This window comes from Sinomonas atrocyanea (assembly GCF_030811715.1).
GTDB classification, from domain to species: domain Bacteria; phylum Actinomycetota; class Actinomycetes; order Actinomycetales; family Micrococcaceae; genus Sinomonas; species Sinomonas atrocyanea_A.
Genome location: NZ_JAUSRH010000007.1, coordinates 180642 through 201078, shown reverse-complemented (window position 1 = coordinate 201078; position 20437 = coordinate 180642). Strand labels below are relative to the sequence as shown.

The following is a 20437-nucleotide window of genomic DNA, read 5'->3' as shown; positions in this document are numbered from 1 at the left end:
TGCGGTACTTTTGGAGGCGTGCTCCTTTCAGACCGCGACATCCGTGCCGAAATCGACGCCGAGCGCATCCGGCTCGACCCCTACGAGCCCGTGATGGTGCAGCCCTCGAGCGTCGACGTGCGGATCGACCGGTTCTTCCGGCTCTTCGACAACCACAAGTACGCGCACATCGACCCGTCCCAGGAGCAGCCCGAGCTCACGCGCCTCGTCGAGGTGGACTCCGACGAGGCGTTCATCCTCCACCCGGGCGAGTTCGTGCTCGGCTCGACCTACGAGACGGTGACGCTGCCCGAGGACATCGCCGCCCGGCTCGAGGGGAAGTCCTCGCTCGGGCGGCTCGGGCTCCTCACGCACTCGACCGCCGGGTTCATCGACCCCGGGTTCTCCGGGCACGTGACGCTCGAGCTCTCCAATGTCGCGACCCTGCCGATCAAGCTCTGGCCCGGGATGAAGATCGGCCAGCTGTGCTTCTTCCGGCTCTCCTCGGCGGCCGAGCACCCCTACGGCTCCGGCGACTACGGCAACCGGTACCAGGGCCAGCGCGGGCCCACCGCCTCGCGCAGCTACCTGAACTTCCACCGCACCCGGATCTAGCGCCGTCCTCGGCGGGCGCCGGGGCCGCCGCGACCTCGCGCTGCGGTCTGTGCAGAAGTGCACTTCTCGCCCAGGAGTTCCCCGAACGGGCGCTTGTCGGCGAGAAGTGCACTTCCTGCCGCCGCTGGCCGCGGGCGCCGTCCCCGAGAGCGGCGTCAGGGCCCGGTCCGCCTCAGAGGGCCTGGGCGTAGAACCACTCGATGTGCTCGCGCACGAGCCGGGCCGAGCGCTCGCCGTCGCGCGCCTCGACGGCCTCGAAGATCCCCCGGTGCTGCTCGCGGAGGGTATCCACGGCCTCGTCCCAGCCGCCGCGGCGCTCCACGGCGTCGTCGATGTAGCCGCGGATGGCCTCCCGCATGGACTCCATCATGGTGCTCACCACGACGTTCCCGGCGAGGGCGCTCAGGGCCACGTGGAACTGGGAGTCGAGGAGGGTGAAGACCTGGGACGGCAGCGCGTCGTCGTCCATCGCCTCGAGGAGGCGCCGGGCGTCGTCGAGCTGCTCGCGGCTCCACGGGGCGGAGGCCGCGTGCTCGAGCGACCAGGTCTCCATCATGATGCGCGCCTCGACCACGTCCTTGACCGGCAGGTGGTGGCTCGCCACGTGCATGCGCAGCGCCACCCCGAGCGCGGAGGACGGGTCCGAGACCACGATCGTGCCCGAATTGGGTCCGGAGCCGGTGGCGGAGCGGACTACGCCCATGACCTCGAGGGAGCGGATCGCATCCCGCACGGACGCCCGCGAGATGCCGAACTGCTCCGCCAGGGCGCGCTCTCCGGGCAGCCGGTCGCCGAGCTTGAGCTCGCCCGAGCGGAGGCTGTCCTCGATGTGGCGCAGCACGGCGTCGTGCGCCCGGCCGGTGGCGGATTCAGGCATGGGTCCATCTTGCCGCACGCGGGCGCCGCGGACGGACGACGCCGGCCCCCGCCCGCGGCGCGCCGGGCGCCGGAGCGGGGCCCCGCCGCTGTGGCCACCGCCCGTCCCTACCGGCATATCCTCGAGCTCCTCGCGGAGGGGACGAGGCCCTGAGGCCGCCCGCGCCCGGAGTACGCGCAGGCAGGGGCCTTCCGGGACATCACCTTCCCGTTCCGCCGGGGCATGGTGTGACCGCGCACACCTTGCTAGAGTATGGTCAGACCACATGGCCGGGCGATTCCCCGGCCTGGAGAGGACGCCCATGAGAATCGCGCTGTTCGCGACCTGCATCGTCGACGCGATGTACCCCCGGGTCGCCCAGGCCACCGTGGAGGTCCTGGAGCGGCTGGGCCACGAGGTCGTGTTCCCCGCCGGCCAGGCCTGCTGCGGCCAGATGCACGTCAACTCGGGCTACTTCCCCGAGGCGCTGCCCGTCGTCGCCAACCACGTCCGCACGTTCGAGGCCGGCTTCGACGCCGGGGAGTACGAGGTGGCGGTGGCGCCGTCCGGCTCGTGCGTCGCCTCGGTGAAGCACCAGCACTCCCTGGTGGCGGACTGGGCGGTCGAGCACGGGCTCAAGGGCGCGGACAGCACCCTCGCCGGCCGGGCCGATGCCGTCGGCGCCCGGACCTACGAGCTCGCGCAGCTCCTCACGGATGTGCTCGGCGTGACCGATGCCGCTGCCCAGCTCGGCTCCTACCTGCCGGGCACCATCACCTACCACCCCTCGTGCCACGGCATGCGCCTGCTCCACCTCGGCGACCGCCAGCGTTCGCTGCTCGCCTCGGTCGAGGGGCTCGAGGTGGTGGACCTGCCCGAGGCCGAGCAGTGCTGCGGCTTCGGCGGGACCTTCTCGATCAAGAACGCAGACGTCTCCTCGGCGATGCTCGCCGACAAGGTCGCGAACATCTGCGGTACCGGCGCCGGCGCGTGCGCGGGCGGCGATGCCTCCTGCCTCATGCACATCGGCGGCGGCCTCCACCGCGAGAAGCGCACGACGCCGTCCGGCCGCCCCGTGCGGACCGTCCACCTCGCGGAGGTGCTCGCCTCCACCCGCGAGAAGCCGCTCACCATCGACGGCGAACTGGCCCTCGCCGGGACCCCCGGCGGTGCGCGATGAGCGCGGTGTCCCTCGGCATGCCCGCACTGCCGCCCCGCGGTTTCGGGAACATCTCCGAGACCGAGCCGTTCCCGAGCTACGCCCGCCGCGAGCTGCAGAACGGCCAGCTGCGCGCGAACCTGCGCCACGCGACCCACACCATCCGGGACAAGCGGCTCAAGGTCGTCTCCGAACTGCCGGACTGGGAGGAGCTGCGCGAGGCGGGGTCGGCCATCAAGGCCGAGGCGATGGACCGCCTGCCCGAGCTGCTGGTCCAGTTCGAGGAGCAGTTCACCGCGCGCGGCGGCACGGTCCACTGGGCGCGCGACGCGGCCGAGGCCAACCGGGTCGTCGAGGGCCTGGTGCGCGCCGCCGGCGCAGACGGGGAGAGCATCGGCGAGGTGGTCAAGGTCAAGTCCATGGCCACGCAGGAGATCGGCCTCAACGAGTACCTCGAGGAGCGCGGCATCTCGGCGTTCGAGACCGACCTGGCCGAGCTCATCGTCCAGCTCGGCCACGACAAGCCCTCGCACATCCTGGTGCCGGCGATCCACCGCAACCGCACCGAGATCCGCGACATCTTCCTGCGCGAGATGCCCGGCGTCGACCCCGCGCTGACCGACGAGCCCCGCCGGCTCGCCATGGCCGCCCGCGCGCACCTGCGCCGCAAGTTCCTCTCGGCCAAGGTGGCGATCTCCGGGGCCAACTTCGGCATCGCCGAGACCGGCACCCTCGGAGTGGTCGAGTCCGAGGGCAATGGGCGCATGTGCCTGACCCTGCCCGAGACCCTCATCACCGTCATGGGGATCGAGAAGGTCCTCCCGCGCGCCGAGGACCTGGGCGTGTTCATGCAGCTGCTCCCGCGTTCCTCGACGGGGGAGCGGATGAACCCGTACACGTCGCTGTGGACCGGCGCGTCGGCGGGCGACGGACCGAAGGACGTGCACGTGGTGCTGCTGGACAACGGCCGCACCCGGGCGCTCGCCGATCGCCACGGCCGCTCCGCGCTGCACTGCATCCGCTGCTCGGCGTGCATGAACGTGTGCCCGGTCTACGAGCGGGCCGGCGGCCACGCGTACGGGTCCACGTACCCGGGCCCCATCGGGGCGATCCTCTCGCCGCTGCTCACGGGGGTCGAGGCCGAGGAGAACAACTCCCTGCCGTACGCGTCCTCGCTGTGCGGGGCGTGCTACGACGCGTGCCCGGTCAAGATCAACATCCCCGAGATCCTCGTGCACCTGCGCGGCGAGGACGTCGAGTCGCGCCGCTCCAGGCCGGGCGCGCGGCGGCTCCCCTCCCAGTTCGACCTCGCCATGTCCGGCGCGTCCTGGGCGATGTCCGACGGCGCGCGCATGGGCCTGCTGGAGCGCGGGCTCCCGCTCGGGAAGGCCGCCGCGGGGCGCGACGGCGTGATCTCGAGGCTGCCCGGCCTCGGCGCCGGCTGGACGCAGAGCCGGGACATCCCAGCCCCGCCCGCCGAGTCGTTCCGGGCCCAGTGGGCCAAGCGCGAGAAGGCCCAGAGGAACACCGACCAGAAGCACACCGACGAGGAGCACGCCGACGAGGAGCAGCAGTGAGCGCACGCGAAGACATCCTGGCGAGGATCCGCGCCGCCCTCGGCACCGCCCCCGCCGAGGTCACCCCGAGTGAGCGCGAAGTCACCCCGAGTGAGCGCGAAGTCACCCCGGGGGTGCGCGAGGTCACCCCGGGGGTGCGTGAGGTCGGGGCTTCGGTCCCGATGTCGGGCTACCGAACGACGTCGGGCCTCACCGAACGCGAGCTCGTCGACCTTCTCGTCGACCGACTCGAGGACTACAAGGCCCGGGTCGAGGTCGTGGGCCCTGCCGATCTGCCTGAGGCCATCCGCACTCGGCTCGAGGGCAAGACGTTCGTGGCCCCCGCTGGGCTGCCGGCTGACTGGCTGCACCCGAGCCTCGCCGAGCGCAGGGCCACCGACTCGCCCGAGGAGCCGCTCGGCGTCGACCGTCTCGATGCAATCGACGCGGTGGTGACGGGGTCGGCGGTGAGCATCGCCGAGACCGGAACGATCGTGCTGGACGGTTCCGCGGACCAGGGTCGGCGCGCGATCTCGCTCGTCCCCGACCATCACGTGTGCGTGGTGCCCGTCGAGACGATCGTGGGGATCGTGCCGGAAGGCTTCGCGCGGCTCGACATCACCCGGCCGCTCACGCTCATCTCTGGCCCGAGCGCCACGAGCGACATCGAGCTCGAGCGCGTCGAGGGCGTCCACGGGCCGCGGACGCTGGATGTGCTGATCGTCCGCTAGGCCCGACCTCGCGCGTCCACGGGGTGACGTCGGGCTCCTGGGGGGTGACGTCGGGCTCCTGGGGGGTGACCTCAGCGGTCAGGAGGCGGCGCGCTGGCGTTCCACGACCTCGGCCAGCTCGGCGAGCCGGGCCGCCCGTGCCTCCTCCGCCGGCGTGAACGGCACGCCAGGGCGGATGAGCACGAGCGGCGCGTCCCACGGCGTGGGCACCTTGAGCACGGTCCTGGCGGCATGCCATGCGTCGGGCAGGGCCTTCTCGGCCGCGACGCGCTGCGCCCCGAGGAGCTCCGCGGCCGCGTACGGCAGCTCGGCGGGCGCGGCCGCGACCCGTGCGGCGAGCGAGAGCGCCCGCGTGGGCGCGTCGGCCAGGGCGAGCGGGGTGGTGGGCCAGACCCGCGGTCCCGCCCCGCCCCCGTCCGCGAGCGCGTCGAGCAGATCGGCCTCGGTCAGGCCGCCGGGGGCCGAGAGGACCAGCTCGTCGACCACCCCGCCGCGCACGGGCTGGGCCTGGATCGAGAGGATGTTCACCCCGAGCCCGGCCAGCGCGTGCGTGAGGTGCTCGAGCGCCCCCGGCATGTCCGCCAGAGTCGCCCGGGCGCGCCACAGCGCGGGTGCGACGTCGAGCTCGCGCCGCCGCCGCAGCGCCGGGGCGTGCAGCCACGAGCGGAGCAGCCGCCGCGCGCCGGGCTCCGCGACCCAGATGACCAGGGCCGTCGAGACCACCGCCAGCAGCACCACCTGCACGGCGAGCGGCCAGTGCGTGCCGACCAAGAGCGCGTTGGCCGCGAGCTCGATCGGGAGCGTCGCCGCGACATTGGCCAGGAGCAGCCTCAGCTTGGGCGGCTCGGGGTACCGGCCGCACACGTCGCAGGCCAGCTCGGACGGAGGGGGCGTGTGCGTGAAGATGCTCATGCACCCATCCAAACCGGGCGGTGTTTCGCCCCGGTTGCGGGGGCGTTTAAGTCCGACGCCGCGTGGTCGCCACGGGTGGGCGGCCCCGCCCGGGCGAGTGGCCGGCGTCGTGCGCCGTGCCGCCGGGCACGCTCAGGAGGACGCCTCCGCGGCGGCCTTGCGGGCGCGGGGACGGCGGACCGCCTTGACGACCGGCTCGACGAAGCGGGCCGCGAGGGGTCCGAGGACCGCCATGAGCAGCACGTAGGCGGTCGCGAGGGCCGCGAGCTCGCTGTTGACCGCACCCGCGGTGACGGCGAGGCCCGCGATGACGATCGAGAACTCGCCGCGGGCGATGAGTGCCGCCCCAGCGCGCGCCCGCCCCGGCACCGCCACCCCGGCCCGGGCCGCGGCCCACCAACCGGTCGCGAGCTTCGTCGCCGCGGTGGCCAGCGCAAGCAGCAGCGCCCAGCCGAGCACCGGCGGGATGGTGGCCGGGTCGGTGTTGAGGCCGAACGCGACGAAGAAGATCGCGGCGAACAGGTCGCGCAGGGGCTCGAGGAGGCGGGAGGCGAGGTGCGCCGTGGTGCCCGAGATCGCGATGCCGAGCATGAACGCGCCCACGGCCGCGGAGACCTGCATCGCCGACGCCAGGCCTGCCACGAGGAGTGCGAGGCCGAGGACGTTGAGGAGGAAGACCTCCGAGTTCTCGCTGTGGACGGCCTTGGAGACGTGGTGCCCGTGCCGCAGCGCGACCATGAGGACCACGGTCACGACCACGAGGGAGATGCCCACCGTCTGCAGCCCCCCGAGGAAGCTGACCCCGGCGAGGGTCGCGGTGAGGACCGGCAGGTAGATGGCCATGGCGAGGTCCTCGAACACGAGGATCGCGAGGATGGTGGGCGTCTCGCGGTTGCCGAGCCGGCCGAGGTCGGTGATGACTTTGGCTGCGATCCCCGAGGACGAGATGTAGGTGACCCCGCCCATGACGAGGGCTCCGACGCCGCCCCACCCGAGGAGCAGGGCGACCGCCGCCCCGGGCAGCGAGTTCAGCACGAGGTCCATCACGCCAGCCTGCCACGACGTCTTCAGGCCGGTGACGAGCTCCTGCGCCGTGTACTCCAGCCCGAGCATGAGCAGGAGCAGGATGACGCCGATCTCCCCGGACAGGTGCGCGAACTCCCGCACGCCGCCCAGGTCGATGAGGCCGCCGGCGCCGAACACCAGGCCGCCCACGAGGTAGAAGGGGATCGGGGACATGCCGATCCGGCCGGCCAGGCGCGCCAGCAGCCCCAAGGCGAAGACGACCGCCCCCAGTTCGATCAGCGTCAGTGCGATGGGGTCCATCGCGGCTCAGCCGTTGCGGAGGATCTGGGCTGCCCGGTCGAGGCCTTCCTCGGTGCCGACGGCCACGATCAGGTCGCCGGTCCGGAGCACGACGTCGGGCCCCGGCGCCGCGAGCACCTCGCCCTCGCGCATGATCGCCACGATCGAGACGTTGGTGCGGGTGCGGACCGCGGCCTTTCCCATGGGCAGGTCCCGGTAGGGGGACTCGGCCGCGACGTGGAACTGGCGGGTGGAGATGCCCGGGACCTCGCGGTGCTCCTCGGTGAGCTGCATGACGATCCTCTGGCCGCCGAGCAGGTTGCCGAGGGTGGTGGCCTCGTCGGCCGTGAGGGGGATGCTCGCCTGGCACGTGTCCGGGTCGTCCCACGCGGAGACGATGAGCTCCGTGCCTCCGTCGCGGTGCGTGACAACTCCGAGCCGGCGGCCCGACTGGGTCATGAAGTCCTTGCGGACCCCGAACCCTGGGAGGTCGGTCTCGTCAACGTTCATGGGTCAACTCTAGTGGCCGGGCGGTTCCGGTTGTCTGGGGAACCGTGCTGTTCGTGGGTGGGGGCGGGGGTGTGCGGGGCTGCGGATCCATGGGCGATCGCGGGCAGGAGTGCCGGTCCCGTCGAGAAGTGCGTGTTCCGGGCACTTCTGGGCGAGAGGCGGACTGCTCCCCGGAAGGCCGAGCTGCGGAAGTGCACCTTTCGCCCTGCCGTGCGCGTCGGGTGGACTTCACGGCGAGAAGTGCACTTCTGCACCGACGTCCTGGGCGGAGGGTGCCAACCAGGGCGACCGGCCGGCGTCGTGCGCGGTGTGACGGAGGCGCGTCCACGGGGTGACCTCGGGCGCCGACGGCCCGATCTCGCGCGCCCACGGGGTGACCTCGCGCTCCTACGGCCCGATCTCGCGCTCCCACGGGGTGACCTCGGGCGCCCACGGGGTGACCTCGGCGGGAGGCGGGAGGGGGACGGGAACACGAGGCGGGAGGGGCGGGCGGGGAGGCGTCAGGCCTCCGGGACCACCGCGGTGGCCACGCGCGCCGGCGGTCGGACGGGCAGGAGCACGAGCAGCCCCGCGAGGAGGACCACCATGATGCCCGCGATGCCCCAGCGCTGGGCCTGTCCGGCGGGGACGAGGGGAGTGGCGATCGTGATGCACAGGCTGAACAGCGTGGGCGCGAGGAAGCTCACGGCCCGGCCGGTCGTGGCGTACAGGCCGAACAGCTCGCCGGCCTCCCCGTCGGGCGCCAGGCGCGCGAGGTAGGCGCGCGCGGACGCCTGCGCCGGCCCGACGAACAGGCACAGGAACAGCCCGAAGATCCAGAAGGTCAGCGGCCCGGTCCAGGTGAACCCGCCCACCGGATAGGCCCCGTTGCCGAGCACGAGGATGGCGGCGGCCGCGACGAGCAGGCCCCCGAGCGAGCCCGTGATCACGCGCTTGGGCCCCACGACGTCGTCGAGCACCCCGCCGAGCAGCGCCCCCGCCGCGGCCACCACGTTGCCGAAGATCGCGAAGAAGATGACCTGGGAGAGGGAGAACCCGAACGTCCCGGCGGCGATGACCCCGCCGAACGTGAACACCGCGGCGAGCCCGTCGCGGAACACCGCGGAGGCGGCCAGGAAGTAGATCGTGTGCGGGCTCGTGGCCCAGATCGCCCGGATCCGCCGCCACAGCAGCCCGTAGGAGGCGAAGAACCCGAGCCGCGCGGCCGGGCGCTGCGGGACCTCCGGGACGGCGAACATCACCGGCAGCGAGAACGCGATGATCCACAGCATCGAGAAGACCGCCACGAGGCGGATGTTGAGCGAGCCCTCGGTGGAGGCGCCGAACCAGTCGAATGCGGGCTGGACGAACAGGGCGAGCACGGCCAGGAGTGCGACGATCCCGCCGAAGTACCCGGCGGACCAGCCGATGCCCGAGACCCGGCCGATCGTCGCGGGGCTGGCGATCTGCTCGAGCATCGCGTTGTAGTTCACCCCGGCGAGCTCGCTGAACACGTGGCCGGCCGCGATGAGGGCCGCCCCGTACAGGAGGAAGTCGGGGCTCGGGAACGCGAAGAAGCACAGGCCGGTCAGGAGCGCGACCACGCCCGTGTGGACCCCGAGCCAGAGCTTGCGGCGCCCGCCGGCGTCGGAGCGCTGCCCGGAGACGGGGGCGAGCAGGGCGATCCCGAGTCCCGCGGCGCCGAGGCACGCGCCCAGCACCGCCGAGCCGTGGTCCTCGCCGCCGAAGGCCTTGGACGTGAGGTAGACGGTGAAGACGAAGGTGGTCATGACGGCGTTGAAGGCCGCGGACCCCCAGTCCCACGCGGCCCACGCGAGCACCTGCCGCCGCCGCACGGGCGTGGTGTGCCGTTCGAGTTCGGAGACGCCGGACGCCTGCATACCTGAACTCTAGCGGCCGGGCTCGGCGCGATTGATAGACTGGCCGCTCCGAACCCAACTGATCTGCCGCCACACCCAACGTTTGACAATTGAACCTTCAACCGAGCGGAGTCCCTGTGCTGCCAGTCCTCGCCCTGCACTTCACAGTGGCGGCTGGCGCGCCGTGGATCTTCCGGCGCATGGGGCGGGCGGCCTTCTTCCTCCTCGCCGCCATCCCGGCCGGCTCGCTCGTGTGGCTGGCCCTCCAGGGGCCCTCGGCGTACGACGCCGGCCCGGTCGCCGCAGCCGCGCACGGCGCCTCCGCTCCGTCCCCGGCGCCCGGCATCCTCGAGTCCTGGGACTTCATCCCCACCCTCGGCGTCCAGATGGCCTTCCGGCTCGATCCGCTCGCGTGGGTGCTGTGCCTGCTCGTGCTCGGGGTCGGCGCGCTCGTCCTGCTCTACTGCGCCCGGTACTTCAAGCGGGACGACGCGGGCCTGGGCGGCTTCGGCGGCCAGATGCTCGCGTTCGCCGGCGCCATGTTCGGCCTCGTCACCGCGGACGACCTCATCGCCCTGTTCATCTTCTGGGAGCTGACCACCGTCCTCTCCTACCTCCTCATCGGCTACGCGAACGTCCGCCTCTCCGCCCGCCGCTCGGCCCTGCAGGCCCTCGTGGTCACGACCGCCGGGGGCCTGGCCATGCTCGTGGGCCTCATCCTCCTGGGCGACGCGGCCGGGACCTACCGCATCTCGGCGCTGCTCGAGAAGGCACCGGCCCTCGTGGCCGACCCGACCACGGCCGTCCCCGTCGCCGTGGGCGCGGTGCTCACGCTCGTGGGGGCGCTGAGCAAGTCCGCGCTCGTGCCGTTCCACTTCTGGCTTCCCGCCGCGATGGCGGCCCCGACCCCCGTCTCGGCGTACCTGCACGCCGCCGCGATGGTCAAGGCCGGCGTGTACCTCGTGGCCCGGCTCGCCCCGGCGTTGGCCGCGACCGCCTACTGGCAGCCGGTGGTCCTCGGCTTCGGGCTCGCGACCATGCTGCTGGGCGGGTACCGCTCGCTGCGCCAGCACGACATCAAGCTCATCCTCGCGTTCGGCACCGTGAGCCAGCTCGGGTTCATGATCGCGGTCGTGGGCCTCGGCACCCCCGAGGCCGCGCTGGCCGGGCTCGCGATGGTCGTGGCCCACGCGCTGTTCAAGGCCGCCCTGTTCCTCGTGGTCGGGATCATCGACCACCAGACCGGCACCCGCGACCTGCGCCGCCTCTCGGGCGTGTTCCGCCGGTCCCGCGCGCTCGCCGTGGCCGGGACGCTCGCCGCGGCGTCGATGGCGGGGCTGCCGCTCTTCGGCGGCTTCGTGGCCAAGGAGGCCATCTTCGAGGCCTTCGCCCACACCCCGCTGCCGGCCGCGTGGGAGGCCGTCCTGCTGGTCGGCTTCGCCGTCGGCTCGGCGCTGACGGTGGCCTACAGCGCCCGGTTCGTGTGGGGGGCGTTCGCCCGCAAGCCCGGCGTCGCGGACACCCCCTTCACCCCGATCACGCCGCTGTTCGTCCTCTCCCCGGCGCTCCTCGCGCTCGCCGGCCTCGTGTACGGCCTGTGGCCCGCCCCGGTGGACGCGTGGGCCGGGCCGTACGCGGCGTCGGTCGCCGCCGGTGCCGCCGCCGCGCACGACGCCGGCCCCTCGCCCGCGCAGCTGCCTCACCTCGCGGCGTGGCACGGCCTCGGCCTGCCCCTGGCCCTCTCGGCGGCGGGGTGGATCCTCGGCGCGGCCCTCTTCGCGGGGCGCGGCGCCGTAGGCCGAGTCCAGGCGCGCGTGGGCGCGCCCGTGGACGCGGAGCGCGGCTACCGGGCGCTCATCGGCGGGATCGACCAGGCGGCCATCTGGGTCACGGGCCGGACCCAGCGCGGCTCCCTGTTCTTCTACCTGGCCGTGATCCTCGCGGTGGCCGCGGTCGTGCCGCTCTCGGTGCTCCTGGCCGGCGGCGTGCCCCTGCCGCCGCCCGAGCGCGTCACGCTCGTGGACCCCGGCTCGCCGCTCATCCCCGTGATCGCGGCCGCCATCGCCGTCGGCGCCCTCGCGGCGGTGCGGGCCAACAAGCGCTTCCTCGCGGTCCTCATGGTCTCGATCACCGGATACGGGATCGCGCTCATCTTCGCGCTCCAGGGCGCCCCGGACCTGGCGGTCACGCAGATGCTCGTCGAGACGATCGTGCTCGTCGCGTTCGTCCTCGGCCTGCGCAGCCTGCCCCCGCAGCTGCGGGACCGCACGGGCGGCAGGTACCGCGCGGCGCGCATCGTGATCGCCGCGGCGTTCGGCACGGCCATGGTGCTCGTGGGCCTCGCGGCCATGGGCGCCCGCGTCGCCGAACCCATCTCGCTGCAGTTCCCGGACCTGGCCTACAGCGGCGGGGGCGGGCTCAACGTCGTCAACGTGACCCTCGTGGACCTGCGGGCCTGGGACACGTTCGGCGAGATCTCCGTGCTCGCCCTCGCCGCGACCGGGATCGCGAGCCTGATCTTCATCCGGCACCGCGGGCGCGCCCTCACGGCCACCGCGGACGTGCCCACGGGCAGCATCGGCCGCGTGCGCGGCATCGAGGCGCGTTCCCGCGGGGCGGCCGAGCTCGCCGTGGCCCGCACGTTCGCCACCGTGGAGCGGGACCCCTGGCTCGTGGCCGGACGCACCCTCGCCCCCGAGCGCCGCTCGATCATCTTCGAGGTCGTCACCCGGCTCCTCTTCCACTCGATGATCGTGTTCTCCGTCTACCTGCTCCTGGCCGGGCACAACTTCCCGGGCGGCGGGTTCGCCGGCGGCCTCGTCGCCGGTCTCGCCCTCACCGTCCGGTACCTCGCGGGAGGACGCTTCGAACTGCACGAGGCCGCGCCCGCGAGCCCGGGAGCGGTGCTCGGGATCGGCCTCGCCACCGCGGCGCTCTCCGCGGCCGTGCCGCTCGCGGCCGGGGCAGAGGTCTTCCAGAGCGCCATCCTCCAGATCTGGCTCCCGGTCTTCGGCGACGTGAAGTTCGTGACCTCGACCATCTTCGACGTCGGCGTGTACCTCGTGGTCGTGGGGCTCGTGATCGATGTGCTGCGCAGCCTCGGCTCGGGCATCGACGTGCAGATCGAGGCCGCCGGGAAGGCCGAGGCGCGCCGGGCCCGGGCCGAGCATGAGGAGGCGGCGCGATGACCGTCAACCTGACCCTGGCCGTCCTCGCGGGCCTGCTCTTCGCGACCGGCATCTACCTCCTGCTCGAGCGCTCCCTCACCCGCGTGCTCCTGGGCCTCATGCTGCTGACCAACGGCGCCAATGTCCTGCTGCTGGCCACCGCCGGCGGCGCCGGCCTCGCCCCGCTCATCACCAAGGGCACCGACGCGGCCTCCTACAGCGACCCGCTCCCGCAGGCCCTCATCCTCACCTCGATCGTCATCTCGTTCGCCGTGACCGCGTTCCTGCTCGCCCTCGTCTACCGGACGTGGCAGCTGGGCCGCGCGGACGTCATCGCGGACGACATCGAGGACCGCCGCGTCGCCTCCCAGCCCAGCTGGGACGCCGAGGACGACGCCGACGTCCCCGACGATCTGTCCGAGTTCCCCAGCCCCGAGGCCGCGGCCGCCGCCGACCAGGCCGCGCTCGCCGCGCCCGATCCCCGCTCCCATGCCGCGCAACGGAAGGAGGCGGAGCGAGAGTGAACATCGCCAGCCTGGCGCCGCTCGCCGTCGTCCTCCCCATCTTCGGGGCCGCCCTCGCCTTCGTGCTCCTGCGCCAGGAGCGCGCCCAGCGCACCGCGACGATCTCCGTCCTCGCGCTCACCCTCGCGCTCGAGTGCGTGCTCCTCGCCTCCGTGTGGGACGGGGGCACCACCGCGGTGACGATCGGCGGGTGGGCGCCCCCGTTCGGCATCACGATGGTGGTCGACCAGTTCTCCTCGCTCATGCTCGTCATCTCGACCACGGTGAGCCTCGCGGTGCTCGTGTACGCGACCGGGCAGGGCATGGCGGACGGGGACAAGGACGGCCCCATCTCGGTCTTCCACCCCAGCTACATGATCCTCGTCGCCGGGGTCTCCAACGCGTTCCTCGCCGGCGACCTGTTCAACCTCTACGTCGGCTTCGAGATCCTCCTGACCGCCAGCTACGTGCTCATGACCCTCGGCGGCACCGGGCCCCGCATCCGCGCCGGCGTCACCTACGTGGTGGTCAGCGTCGTGTCCTCGCTGCTGTTCCTCATCGCGATCGCGATGGTCTACGCCGCCACGGGCACGGTGAACATGGCCGACCTCGCGGTCAAGCTCGGCCAGCTCGAGCCGGGCACCCAGACGCTCCTGCACGCAATGCTGCTCGTGGCCTTCGGGATCAAGGCGGCCGTGTTCCCGCTGTCGTTCTGGCTGCCGGACTCCTACCCGACCGCGCCGGCGCCCGTGACGGCGGTGTTCGCGGGCCTGCTGACGAAGGTCGGCGTGTACGCGATCATCCGCACCGAGACGCTGCTGTTCCCGGGGGACACGCTCAACGTCCCGCTCATGGTCGTCGCCCTGGCCACCATGGTGGTCGGCATCCTCGGCGCGATCGCCCAGACGGACATCAAGAGGCTGCTGTCCTTCACCCTCGTCAGCCACATTGGCTACATGGTCTTCGGCGCGGCCCTCAGCTCGGTCCTGGGGCTCGCCGCCGCCGTCTACTACGTGGTGCACCACATCACCGTGCAGACCTCGCTGTTCCTCGTGGCCGGGCTCGTGGAGCGCCGGGCCGGCTCATCCTCGATCGACCGGCTCGGCGGCCTCGCCAAGCTCTCGCCCCTGCTGGCCCTGCTGTACTTCCTGCCGGCCATGAACCTCTCCGGGATCCCGCCCCTGTCCGGGTTCCTCGGGAAGCTGGGGCTCCTGCAGGCCGGCGTGGCACAGGGCACGCCGCTCGCGCTCGTCCTCGTGGCGGCCGGCGTGGTGGTGAGCCTGCTGACCCTGCTCGCGATGGCGCGCGTGTGGAGCCGCGCCTTCTGGCGCAGACCCGAGGACGCCGAGGCGCCCGACCGGGCACTCCTCGCCCCCGCCGCGGCCAACGCCCTGCCCAAGTCGATGGTCGGCGCGACGGCGGGGCTCGTCGCCGTCGGCCTCGCCCTGACCGTCTTCGCCGGCCCGCTGTTCCGGCTCAGCGCGCAGTCCGCGCAGGAGATGCTGGACCGCACCGGCTACATCTCGGCTGTCCTCGGCACCGATGCCGCCGCGGCCGCCCACGCCCAGCCCACTCCGGGGGGCCGCCGATGAGCCGGTCCAGGACCTCGCTGCGCACCGAACTGCCCCTGCTCGCGTGGCTCGTGATCGTGTGGGGCGCCCTCTGGCAGGACTTCTCGCCGGGGAACGTGCTGTTCGGCGTCATCGTGGCGCTCGTTGTCACGCGCCTGTTCTACCTGCCGCCGGTCGAGCTGAGCGGCCGGTTCAGCGTGCTGCATGCCGTGCGGTACGCCTTCGTGTTTGTGTGGCAGGTCATCGTGGCCAGCGCGCAGCTGCTCTGGCTCGCCGTCGCGAAGGGGCCCCGCGTGCGCAGCGCCGTCGTCGCCGTCCCGCTGCGCAGCCATGCCGACCTCATGGTCACTGCCACGGGCCACGTCATCTCGCTCGTGCCCGGCTCGCTCGTGGTCGACGTCGACCGCGCCAACGCCACCCTCTACGTGCACTACGTGAACGTCGAGGACGAGGCCGGCGCCGAGCGCGTACGCCGCGAGGTGCTGGCCGCCGAGGCCGAGCTCATCCGCATCATGGGCACCAAGGAGGAACTCGCACTCGTGAACGAGGAGGCGCACCTGGACCGCATGCTCTCCGCCGAGAAGGGCGAGGGGGGCCTGGGATGACCGGGGCCGCCGCGCAGATCATGCCCGCGGTGCTCGCCGTCTGCAGCGTGCTGCTGTCCCTCGCGGGCTTCGGCGCGATCCTGCGGATGATCAAGGGCCCCGCGCTCCTGGACCGCGTCCTCGCGGCGGACGTGCTCCTCGTCGTCGTGGCCAGCGCGCTCCTGCTCGACATGGCCGCCAACCGGCACACGAACCACCTCGCCCTGGTCGCGGGCATCACCCTGATCGGCTTCATCGGCTCCGTCACGGTGGCCCGCTTCGTGCAGGAGAGGAGGCGCCCGTGAGCCCGGAAACCCTCGACACCGTCCTCACCTGGGTCGCCGCCGTGCTCATGGTCCTCGGCTCGGCCCTGTCCCTCGGCGCGGCGATCGGGCTCCTGCGCTTCCCCGACCTGCTCACCCGCATGCACGCCGCCACCAAGCCGCAGGTGCTCGGGTCCCTCCTGCTGCTCACGGCCGTGGGGCTGCAGTGGCGGGCCTGGGCGCTCGTGCCGCTGCTCGCCGTCGCGTGGATCTTCCAGCTGCTCACCGCGCCGGTCTCGGCCCACATGGTCGGCCGCGCCGGCTACCGGACCAAGCACTACGACCGGTCGAAACTCTCCGTCGACGAGCTCGACGACGTCGTGGCCCGCGTCGAGCGGGAGCACGGCACCGACGGCGACGCCCCCTAGCCCGGCCCGACTGGTGGTCACGTTCTGGGGGTCACGTCCAGTTGGCCACCTTCTGTGGGCCGGATCCTGTGGGTCGGCCGGTTGGTGTGCGCGCAGGTCTCCCCAGAGCCGACGCCTCTGCGCGGGCGACGCGCCGACCGCTCCCCATGACTCGCCGTGGAGCGGGATACGGCTCTGGGGAATCCTGCTCATCGGCGGCCAGCGGGCCGGAGGGGAAGACCCGGTCGCGGCGGGAGGCGGCCCGGACGCACGACGGCGAGTGCCCGGCGTCGTGCGCGTCCCTCACCGCCGCGGGCTCGCCGCAGCGACCGAAGTCGACCGGCTTTCCCCCGGCGCACACGGGGACACGCCGCCTTTCCGGGGGACCCGCGGGAGGGCGGCAGGCAAAGCCGGTCGGACTCACACGCGCAAGAAGGGACCCCACAAGGTGGCCCCCAGTAGCTGGCCCCCAGAAGGGGGCGGCGCTCAGGTGAGCTCGGGGGTCTTCTTGAAGTTGGCGATGGCGCGCTGCGTGTAGCGCTGGGTGAGGGTCTGGATCACGGCGCCCACCCCGGCGGAGACGAGGGCGAACACGAGCGTGTCCCGCAGGCTCTCCTCGAGGTTGGTCGCGTCCTTGGGCGGCGCGTTCCCGGTGCTCTTCTCCCAGACGAAATCGACCAGCTTCGTCGCCACGATGCCGGCGCCGATGCTGATGGCGGTCCCGAGGAGCTTGATGAGGATGCTCATGGTGGCCAGCCTAACGTGCGCTGGCCGCGGCGCCCCGGGTTTGGGCCGCCGCGGCGGGCGCAGGGTGCCCCGGACCGCGTAGACTGGGCGCACAAACGACAGGGGAGCGTCGCCCCCGCACCGGCACGGCTGCCGGGCGGGAGCACAGGGCGCTGAGAGTGCGGGACACCGCAGACCCTCGAACCTGCTCCGGCTAGTACCGGCGAAGGGAGTCGAGTTCTCAAGGCAGCCGCGGCTGCCCTCCCCTCCTGAAGCACAGGAGGACAACCAATGTCTGGAACCACCCGCAACGCACCCGCCAAGGCCGCCTACAGCTGGCGGGTCGTCGACATCGTCGTGGCCGCGGTCGTCTCCGTGGCCTGCGGCGTCATCTTCTGGCTCTGGGACCAGGGCTACGTGGGCGTGCAGGCCGCCACGGCCGCCTTCGCGCCGCTCGGCGGGATCTACGCGGGCGGCTGGGTGATCGCCGGCGTGCTCGGCGGCCTGATCATCCGCAAGCCCGGAGCGGCGCTGTTCTGCGAGATCCTCGCAGCCGTGGTCGAGGCGCTGCTGGGCTCGCAGTTCGGCCTCGCGGTGCTGCTCTCCGGCCTGGTGCAGGGCGCCGGCGCCGAGGTCGCCTTCGCGGCCTTCCGCTACCGCCGCTGGAACCTCGGGGTCGCGCTGCTGGCCGGAGCGCTCTCGGGCCTCGCACTGGGCGTGTCCGAGGTGATCATCTACTTCCCCGAGTGGGAGTTCGGCTGGCAGGCCGTGTACACAGCCCTCGCCGTCCTCTCCGGCGCGGTCATCGCTGGCCTGCTCAGCTGGCTCGCCGTGCGCGGGCTGGCCCGGACGGGGGCGCTCTCGGCGTTCGCGGCGGGCCGCGCGGCGGACGTCTGAGCATGACGCAGGGAGGCGCGCGGCGAGGGCCCGCGGGCGTCAGCGCCCGCGGCTGGGGCTGGCGGCACGCGGGCCGGAAGGCGTTCGCCGTCAAGGACCTGGACCTGACGATCGCACCTGGGGAGCGGGTCCTGCTCCTCGGCGCGTCCGGGGCCGGCAAGTCCACCCTCCTCCACGCGCTCGCCGGCGTGCTCGGCGCGGCGGAGGAGGGCGAGGAACTCGGCGCCCTCACGGTAGACGGCGTTCCCGCGCCCCTCGCGCGCGGCCGCGCCGGGCTGGTGCTCCAGGACCCGGACGGGCAGATCGCCATGGCCAGGGTCGGCGACGAGGTCGCGTTCGGCTGTGAGAACCTCGCCGTGCCCCGGGAGGAGATCTGGCCCCGGGTGCACCGCGCGCTCGACGACGTGGGCCTCGCCGTCCCCCTCGACCACCCCACCTCCTCCCTCTCCGGCGGCCAGAAGCAGCGCCTCGCCCTCGCGGGCATCCTCGCGATGGAGCCCGGCCTCGTGCTCCTCGACGAGCCCACGGCCAACCTGGACCCGGCCGGGGTCGAGGAGGTCCGCGAGGCCGTGCGCCGCAGCCTCGACCGCACCGGCGCGACGCTCGTGGTGGTCGAGCACCGGGTCGCCGTCTGGGCCGGCCTCGTGGACCGCGTCGTGGTGCTCGACGCCGCCGGGGGGCTCCTCGCCGACGGCCCACCCGACGCCGTGCTCGCCGACACGGACGCACGACGCCGGCTGGCCGCCGCAGGCGTGTGGGTCCCGGGCTGGCACCCGCTCACCGGAGACACGCCGGTGAGGCCGCTGCGCCCCCAGCCCGGGCCGGGCGGCGCGCCCGGTGAGCTGCTGCTCGCAGGCGAGGGGCTCGCCGTCGGGCGCGCGAGGAAGGCCCCGCCCGTGGTGACCGGGATCGACCTGGCCCTCCGCGCGGGCCAGTCGGTGAGCGTGACCGGCCCCAACGGCGCCGGGAAGTCCACGCTCGCGCTGACCCTCGCGGGCCTGCTCCCCGCGGCCGGAGGCCGGCTCGAGGCGCTCCCGGCACTCGCCGGCGGCGCTGGCCCCAGCCCGGCGCGGTGGCGCTCGAGCGAGCTCGTCACCCGGATCGGCAGCGTCTTCCAGGAGCCCGAGCACCAGTTCCTCACCCCGCGCGTTCTCGACGAGCTCGAGTTCGGACCCCGCCGCGTGGCCCGGCTGGGCGAGGCCGAGGTGCGGGCCGCCGTCGACCCCCTCCTCGAGCGGCTCCGGCTCACCAGGCTCGCGGGCGCCAACCCCTTCACGCTCTCGGGCGGGGAGAAGCGGCGCCTCTCCGTCGCGACGATGCTCGCCACCTCCCCGCGCATCCTCATGCTCGACGAGCCCACCTTCGGCCAGGACGCCCTCACGTGGGCCGAGCTCGTGCGGCTGCTCGCCGAGCTCCTCGACCAGGGCACGTCCCTGCTTGCCGTCACCCACGACGAGGACTTCACTGCCGCACTCTCCGACTCGGTGCACCGGGTGGACGGCGGCCGGGCGGCTCCGGTGGGGGCGGCGGCATGAGCGCGGACATCCTCACCCCCGAGGTCGCCAACTCGGTCCTGGCCCGCGCCAACCCCGTCGCGAAGCTCGCCGCCGGGCTGTGCATCACCGTGGCGCTCCTGTTCAGCGTGGACCCGGTCTCGGCCTCGGTGGCGCTCGCGTGCGAGCTCGCCCTCGTGCCCCTCCTCGGCGTCCGACCGGCGACCCTCGCCAAGCGCACCTGGCCGCTGGCCGTCGCCGCGGCTCTCGCGGCCTACTCGACGGCCCTCCTCGGCGCCAAGACCGGACCGGTCTGGGTCCACCTCGGGCCCGTGGTGATGACCGAGCACTCGGTGCTGGCCGGCGCCGCGATCGGGCTGCGCGGACTCGCGATCGCCCTCCCAGGGGTGTTCCTCCTCTTCTCCACCGACCCCACCGACCTCGCCGACGGCCTCGCCCAGAAGCTGCGCCTCCCGAGCCGGTTCGTCCTCGGGGCCCTGGCCGGGATGCGGCTCGTGGGCCTGCTCGTGGACGAGTGGCGCACCCTGGGGCTCGCGCGGCGCGCCCGCGGGGTCGGCAGCGGGCACAGCCCCGTGGCCCGGGCCCGGGCCTTCCTCGGCCAGGCCTTCGCCCTCCTCGTCCAGGCGATCCGGCGGGCCACCCGGCTCGCGGTCGCGATGGAGGCCCGGGGTTTCGGCGGCAGCGTGGACGGCCGCCCCGCCCCCCGCACCTGGGCCCGCGAGTCCAGCTTCTCCCGCCTGGACGCGTGGGTGCTGGCCGCCGGAGTGGGCATCGCCGCGCTCGCTGTGACGGCCGCCGTCGTGCTGGGCACGTGGAACGTGGTCTGGGGCTAGCGCGACCTCTGGCGCGCCGCGGGCCGGACGTGCGATCGTGGCCGGGGGAGGAGCCGGCACCACCTCCAAGGAGCCCACCATGTTCCAGCCCACCGCCTCGTTCTCGAGCTTCAGCGTCGACGACGTCGAGAAGGCCCGCGCCTTCTACGGCGGCACCCTCGGCTTCGACGTGGCCGACACGATGGGCGGCCTGCTCGTCACCGTCCCCGGCGGCCAGACCGTGTTCGCCTACCCCAAGCCCGACCACACGCCCGCCACGTTCACCGTGCTCAACTTCGAGGTCGGCGATCTGGAGGCCGCGATCGCCGAGATCGAGGGGCTCGGCGTGCACCTCAAGCACTACCCGAGCACCCCCGAGATGCCCGTGGACGAGCGGGGCGTGCTGCGCGATCCCGAAAGCGGCATGGGAATTGCTTGGTTCACCGACCCGGCGGGTAACGTGCTCTCGGTCCTCTCGCGAGGGGGCGCCGCAGCCGCGCGCCCATGATCG

The 20437-nt window shown here is 73.2% G+C and carries 20 protein-coding genes; 14 read left to right on the top strand and 6 right to left on the bottom strand.

The features are described 5' to 3' along the window. The first annotated feature begins 18 nt into the window (after nt 1–18). Entirely contained in the window at nt 19–594 is a 576-nt protein-coding gene (gene dcd, locus J2W21_RS12800; RefSeq protein WP_307114890.1) for a dCTP deaminase, read from the top strand. A gap of 172 nt (nt 595–766) precedes the next feature. Here dcd and J2W21_RS12795 read toward each other — a convergent pair whose 3' ends face one another. Continuing rightward, entirely contained in the window at nt 767–1471 is a 705-nt protein-coding gene (locus tag J2W21_RS12795; RefSeq protein ID WP_307114889.1) for a FadR/GntR family transcriptional regulator, read from the bottom strand. A 301-nt stretch (nt 1472–1772) separates the two neighbouring features. On the opposite strand from J2W21_RS12795, the gene J2W21_RS12790 reads away from it, so the two are divergent. From J2W21_RS12790 to J2W21_RS12780, 3 genes are read left to right on the top strand one after another with little or no spacing between them, the layout of a single operon-like run. After that, the gene (locus J2W21_RS12790; RefSeq protein ID WP_307114888.1) at nt 1773–2630 is read left to right on the top strand and encodes a (Fe-S)-binding protein; all 858 of its coding nucleotides are present in this window, start codon (nt 1773–1775) and stop codon (nt 2628–2630) included. After that, nucleotides 2627–4186: a lactate utilization protein B gene (locus J2W21_RS12785; protein WP_307114887.1), complete on the top strand. Its 1560-nt coding sequence runs from the start codon at nt 2627–2629 to the stop codon at nt 4184–4186. The genes J2W21_RS12790 and J2W21_RS12785 overlap by 4 nt, the downstream gene beginning before the upstream one ends. Further along, entirely contained in the window at nt 4183–4896 is a 714-nt protein-coding gene (locus J2W21_RS12780) for a LutC/YkgG family protein (protein WP_307114886.1), read from the top strand. The genes J2W21_RS12785 and J2W21_RS12780 overlap by 4 nt, the downstream gene beginning before the upstream one ends. Nucleotides 4897–4974: 78 nt before the next feature. Here J2W21_RS12780 and J2W21_RS12775 read toward each other — a convergent pair whose 3' ends face one another. The 4 genes from J2W21_RS12775 to J2W21_RS12760 form a co-directional block, all read right to left on the bottom strand. Further along, nucleotides 4975–5808, bottom strand: a complete 834-nt coding sequence (locus J2W21_RS12775) for an amino acid-binding protein (RefSeq protein ID WP_307114885.1) — start codon at nt 5806–5808, stop codon at nt 4975–4977. 132 nt (nt 5809–5940) lie between these two features. Beyond that, nucleotides 5941–7134: a cation:proton antiporter gene (locus tag J2W21_RS12770; protein WP_307114884.1), complete on the bottom strand. Its 1194-nt coding sequence runs from the start codon at nt 7132–7134 to the stop codon at nt 5941–5943. Nucleotides 7135–7140: 6 nt separating this feature from the next. After that, a complete protein-coding gene (locus tag J2W21_RS12765; protein WP_066500560.1) occupies nt 7141–7623 on the bottom strand; it encodes a cation:proton antiporter regulatory subunit in 483 nt (160 codons plus the stop codon). A gap of 500 nt (nt 7624–8123) precedes the next feature. Beyond that, nucleotides 8124–9503, bottom strand: a complete 1380-nt coding sequence (locus tag J2W21_RS12760) for an MFS transporter (RefSeq protein WP_307114883.1) — start codon at nt 9501–9503, stop codon at nt 8124–8126. A 116-nt stretch (nt 9504–9619) separates the two neighbouring features. On the opposite strand from J2W21_RS12760, the gene J2W21_RS12755 reads away from it, so the two are divergent. The 6 genes from J2W21_RS12755 to mnhG are packed head-to-tail and all read left to right on the top strand — an operon-like array spanning nt 9620 to nt 15998. Beyond that, nucleotides 9620–12670 carry a Na+/H+ antiporter subunit A gene (locus J2W21_RS12755; RefSeq protein WP_307114882.1) on the top strand — a complete coding sequence of 1017 codons (3051 nt, stop codon included), beginning with the start codon at nt 9620–9622 and terminating at the stop codon, nt 12668–12670. After that, nucleotides 12667–13173, top strand: coding sequence for a Na(+)/H(+) antiporter subunit C (locus J2W21_RS12750; RefSeq protein ID WP_307114881.1), 507 nt, complete (start codon nt 12667–12669; stop codon nt 13171–13173). Before J2W21_RS12755 ends, J2W21_RS12750 begins: the two co-directional genes overlap by 4 nt. Then, complete coding sequence (locus tag J2W21_RS12745) at nt 13170–14744, top strand: Na+/H+ antiporter subunit D (RefSeq protein ID WP_307114880.1); 1575 nt, start codon at nt 13170–13172, stop codon at nt 14742–14744. Before J2W21_RS12750 ends, J2W21_RS12745 begins: the two co-directional genes overlap by 4 nt. After that, nucleotides 14741–15328, top strand: a complete 588-nt coding sequence (locus J2W21_RS12740; RefSeq protein ID WP_307114879.1) for a Na+/H+ antiporter subunit E — start codon at nt 14741–14743, stop codon at nt 15326–15328. Before J2W21_RS12745 ends, J2W21_RS12740 begins: the two co-directional genes overlap by 4 nt. A 17-nt stretch (nt 15329–15345) precedes the next feature. Continuing rightward, nucleotides 15346–15612 (top strand): monovalent cation/H+ antiporter complex subunit F, encoded by a 267-nt coding sequence (locus tag J2W21_RS12735; protein WP_307114913.1) that lies wholly within the window; start codon nt 15346–15348, stop codon nt 15610–15612. After that, nucleotides 15609–15998 (top strand): monovalent cation/H(+) antiporter subunit G, encoded by a 390-nt coding sequence (gene mnhG, locus J2W21_RS12730; protein WP_307114878.1) that lies wholly within the window; start codon nt 15609–15611, stop codon nt 15996–15998. Before J2W21_RS12735 ends, mnhG begins: the two co-directional genes overlap by 4 nt. A gap of 465 nt (nt 15999–16463) precedes the next feature. Here mnhG and J2W21_RS12725 read toward each other — a convergent pair whose 3' ends face one another. Then, complete coding sequence (locus tag J2W21_RS12725; RefSeq protein WP_307114877.1) at nt 16464–16724, bottom strand: DUF4235 domain-containing protein; 261 nt, start codon at nt 16722–16724, stop codon at nt 16464–16466. A gap of 270 nt (nt 16725–16994) precedes the next feature. Between J2W21_RS12725 and J2W21_RS12720 the strand changes: the two genes are divergently transcribed. The 4 genes from J2W21_RS12720 (at nt 16995) to J2W21_RS12705 (ending at nt 20434) form a co-directional block, all read left to right on the top strand. Continuing rightward, nucleotides 16995–17600 carry an ECF transporter S component gene (locus J2W21_RS12720; RefSeq protein WP_307114876.1) on the top strand — a complete coding sequence of 202 codons (606 nt, stop codon included), beginning with the start codon at nt 16995–16997 and terminating at the stop codon, nt 17598–17600. 2 nt (nt 17601–17602) lie between these two features. After that, complete coding sequence (locus tag J2W21_RS12715; protein WP_307114875.1) at nt 17603–19135, top strand: ABC transporter ATP-binding protein; 1533 nt, start codon at nt 17603–17605, stop codon at nt 19133–19135. Continuing rightward, nucleotides 19132–19947 carry an energy-coupling factor transporter transmembrane component T family protein gene (locus J2W21_RS12710; RefSeq protein ID WP_307114874.1) on the top strand — a complete coding sequence of 272 codons (816 nt, stop codon included), beginning with the start codon at nt 19132–19134 and terminating at the stop codon, nt 19945–19947. The genes J2W21_RS12715 and J2W21_RS12710 overlap by 4 nt, the downstream gene beginning before the upstream one ends. A 79-nt stretch (nt 19948–20026) precedes the next feature. Continuing rightward, nucleotides 20027–20434, top strand: coding sequence for a VOC family protein (locus tag J2W21_RS12705; RefSeq protein ID WP_307114873.1), 408 nt, complete (start codon nt 20027–20029; stop codon nt 20432–20434). The last annotated feature ends 3 nt before the right edge of the window (nt 20435–20437 follow it).

Bases quoted from the DNA above. Each gene is read 5' to 3' on its own strand.
- J2W21_RS12790 (WP_307114888.1), top strand. From the start codon at position 1,773: ATGAGAATCGCGCTGTTCGCGACCTGCATCGTCGACGCGATGTACCCC.
- J2W21_RS12765 (WP_066500560.1), bottom strand. From the start codon at position 7,623: ATGAACGTTGACGAGACCGACCTCCCAGGGTTCGGGGTCCGCAAGGAC.
- J2W21_RS12720 (WP_307114876.1), top strand. From the start codon at position 16,995: ATGTCTGGAACCACCCGCAACGCACCCGCCAAGGCCGCCTACAGCTGG.
- J2W21_RS12740 (WP_307114879.1), top strand. From the start codon at position 14,741: ATGAGCCGGTCCAGGACCTCGCTGCGCACCGAACTGCCCCTGCTCGCG.
- J2W21_RS12770 (WP_307114884.1), bottom strand. From the start codon at position 7,134: ATGGACCCCATCGCACTGACGCTGATCGAACTGGGGGCGGTCGTCTTC.
- J2W21_RS12795 (WP_307114889.1), bottom strand. From the start codon at position 1,471: ATGCCTGAATCCGCCACCGGCCGGGCGCACGACGCCGTGCTGCGCCAC.
- J2W21_RS12725 (WP_307114877.1), bottom strand. From the start codon at position 16,724: ATGAGCATCCTCATCAAGCTCCTCGGGACCGCCATCAGCATCGGCGCC.
- J2W21_RS12785 (WP_307114887.1), top strand. From the start codon at position 2,627: ATGAGCGCGGTGTCCCTCGGCATGCCCGCACTGCCGCCCCGCGGTTTC.
- J2W21_RS12750 (WP_307114881.1), top strand. From the start codon at position 12,667: ATGACCGTCAACCTGACCCTGGCCGTCCTCGCGGGCCTGCTCTTCGCG.
- J2W21_RS12760 (WP_307114883.1), bottom strand. From the start codon at position 9,503: ATGCAGGCGTCCGGCGTCTCCGAACTCGAACGGCACACCACGCCCGTG.
- J2W21_RS12710 (WP_307114874.1), top strand. From the start codon at position 19,132: ATGAGCGCGGACATCCTCACCCCCGAGGTCGCCAACTCGGTCCTGGCC.
- J2W21_RS12715 (WP_307114875.1), top strand. From the start codon at position 17,603: ATGACGCAGGGAGGCGCGCGGCGAGGGCCCGCGGGCGTCAGCGCCCGC.
- J2W21_RS12705 (WP_307114873.1), top strand. From the start codon at position 20,027: ATGTTCCAGCCCACCGCCTCGTTCTCGAGCTTCAGCGTCGACGACGTC.
- J2W21_RS12775 (WP_307114885.1), bottom strand. From the start codon at position 5,808: ATGAGCATCTTCACGCACACGCCCCCTCCGTCCGAGCTGGCCTGCGAC.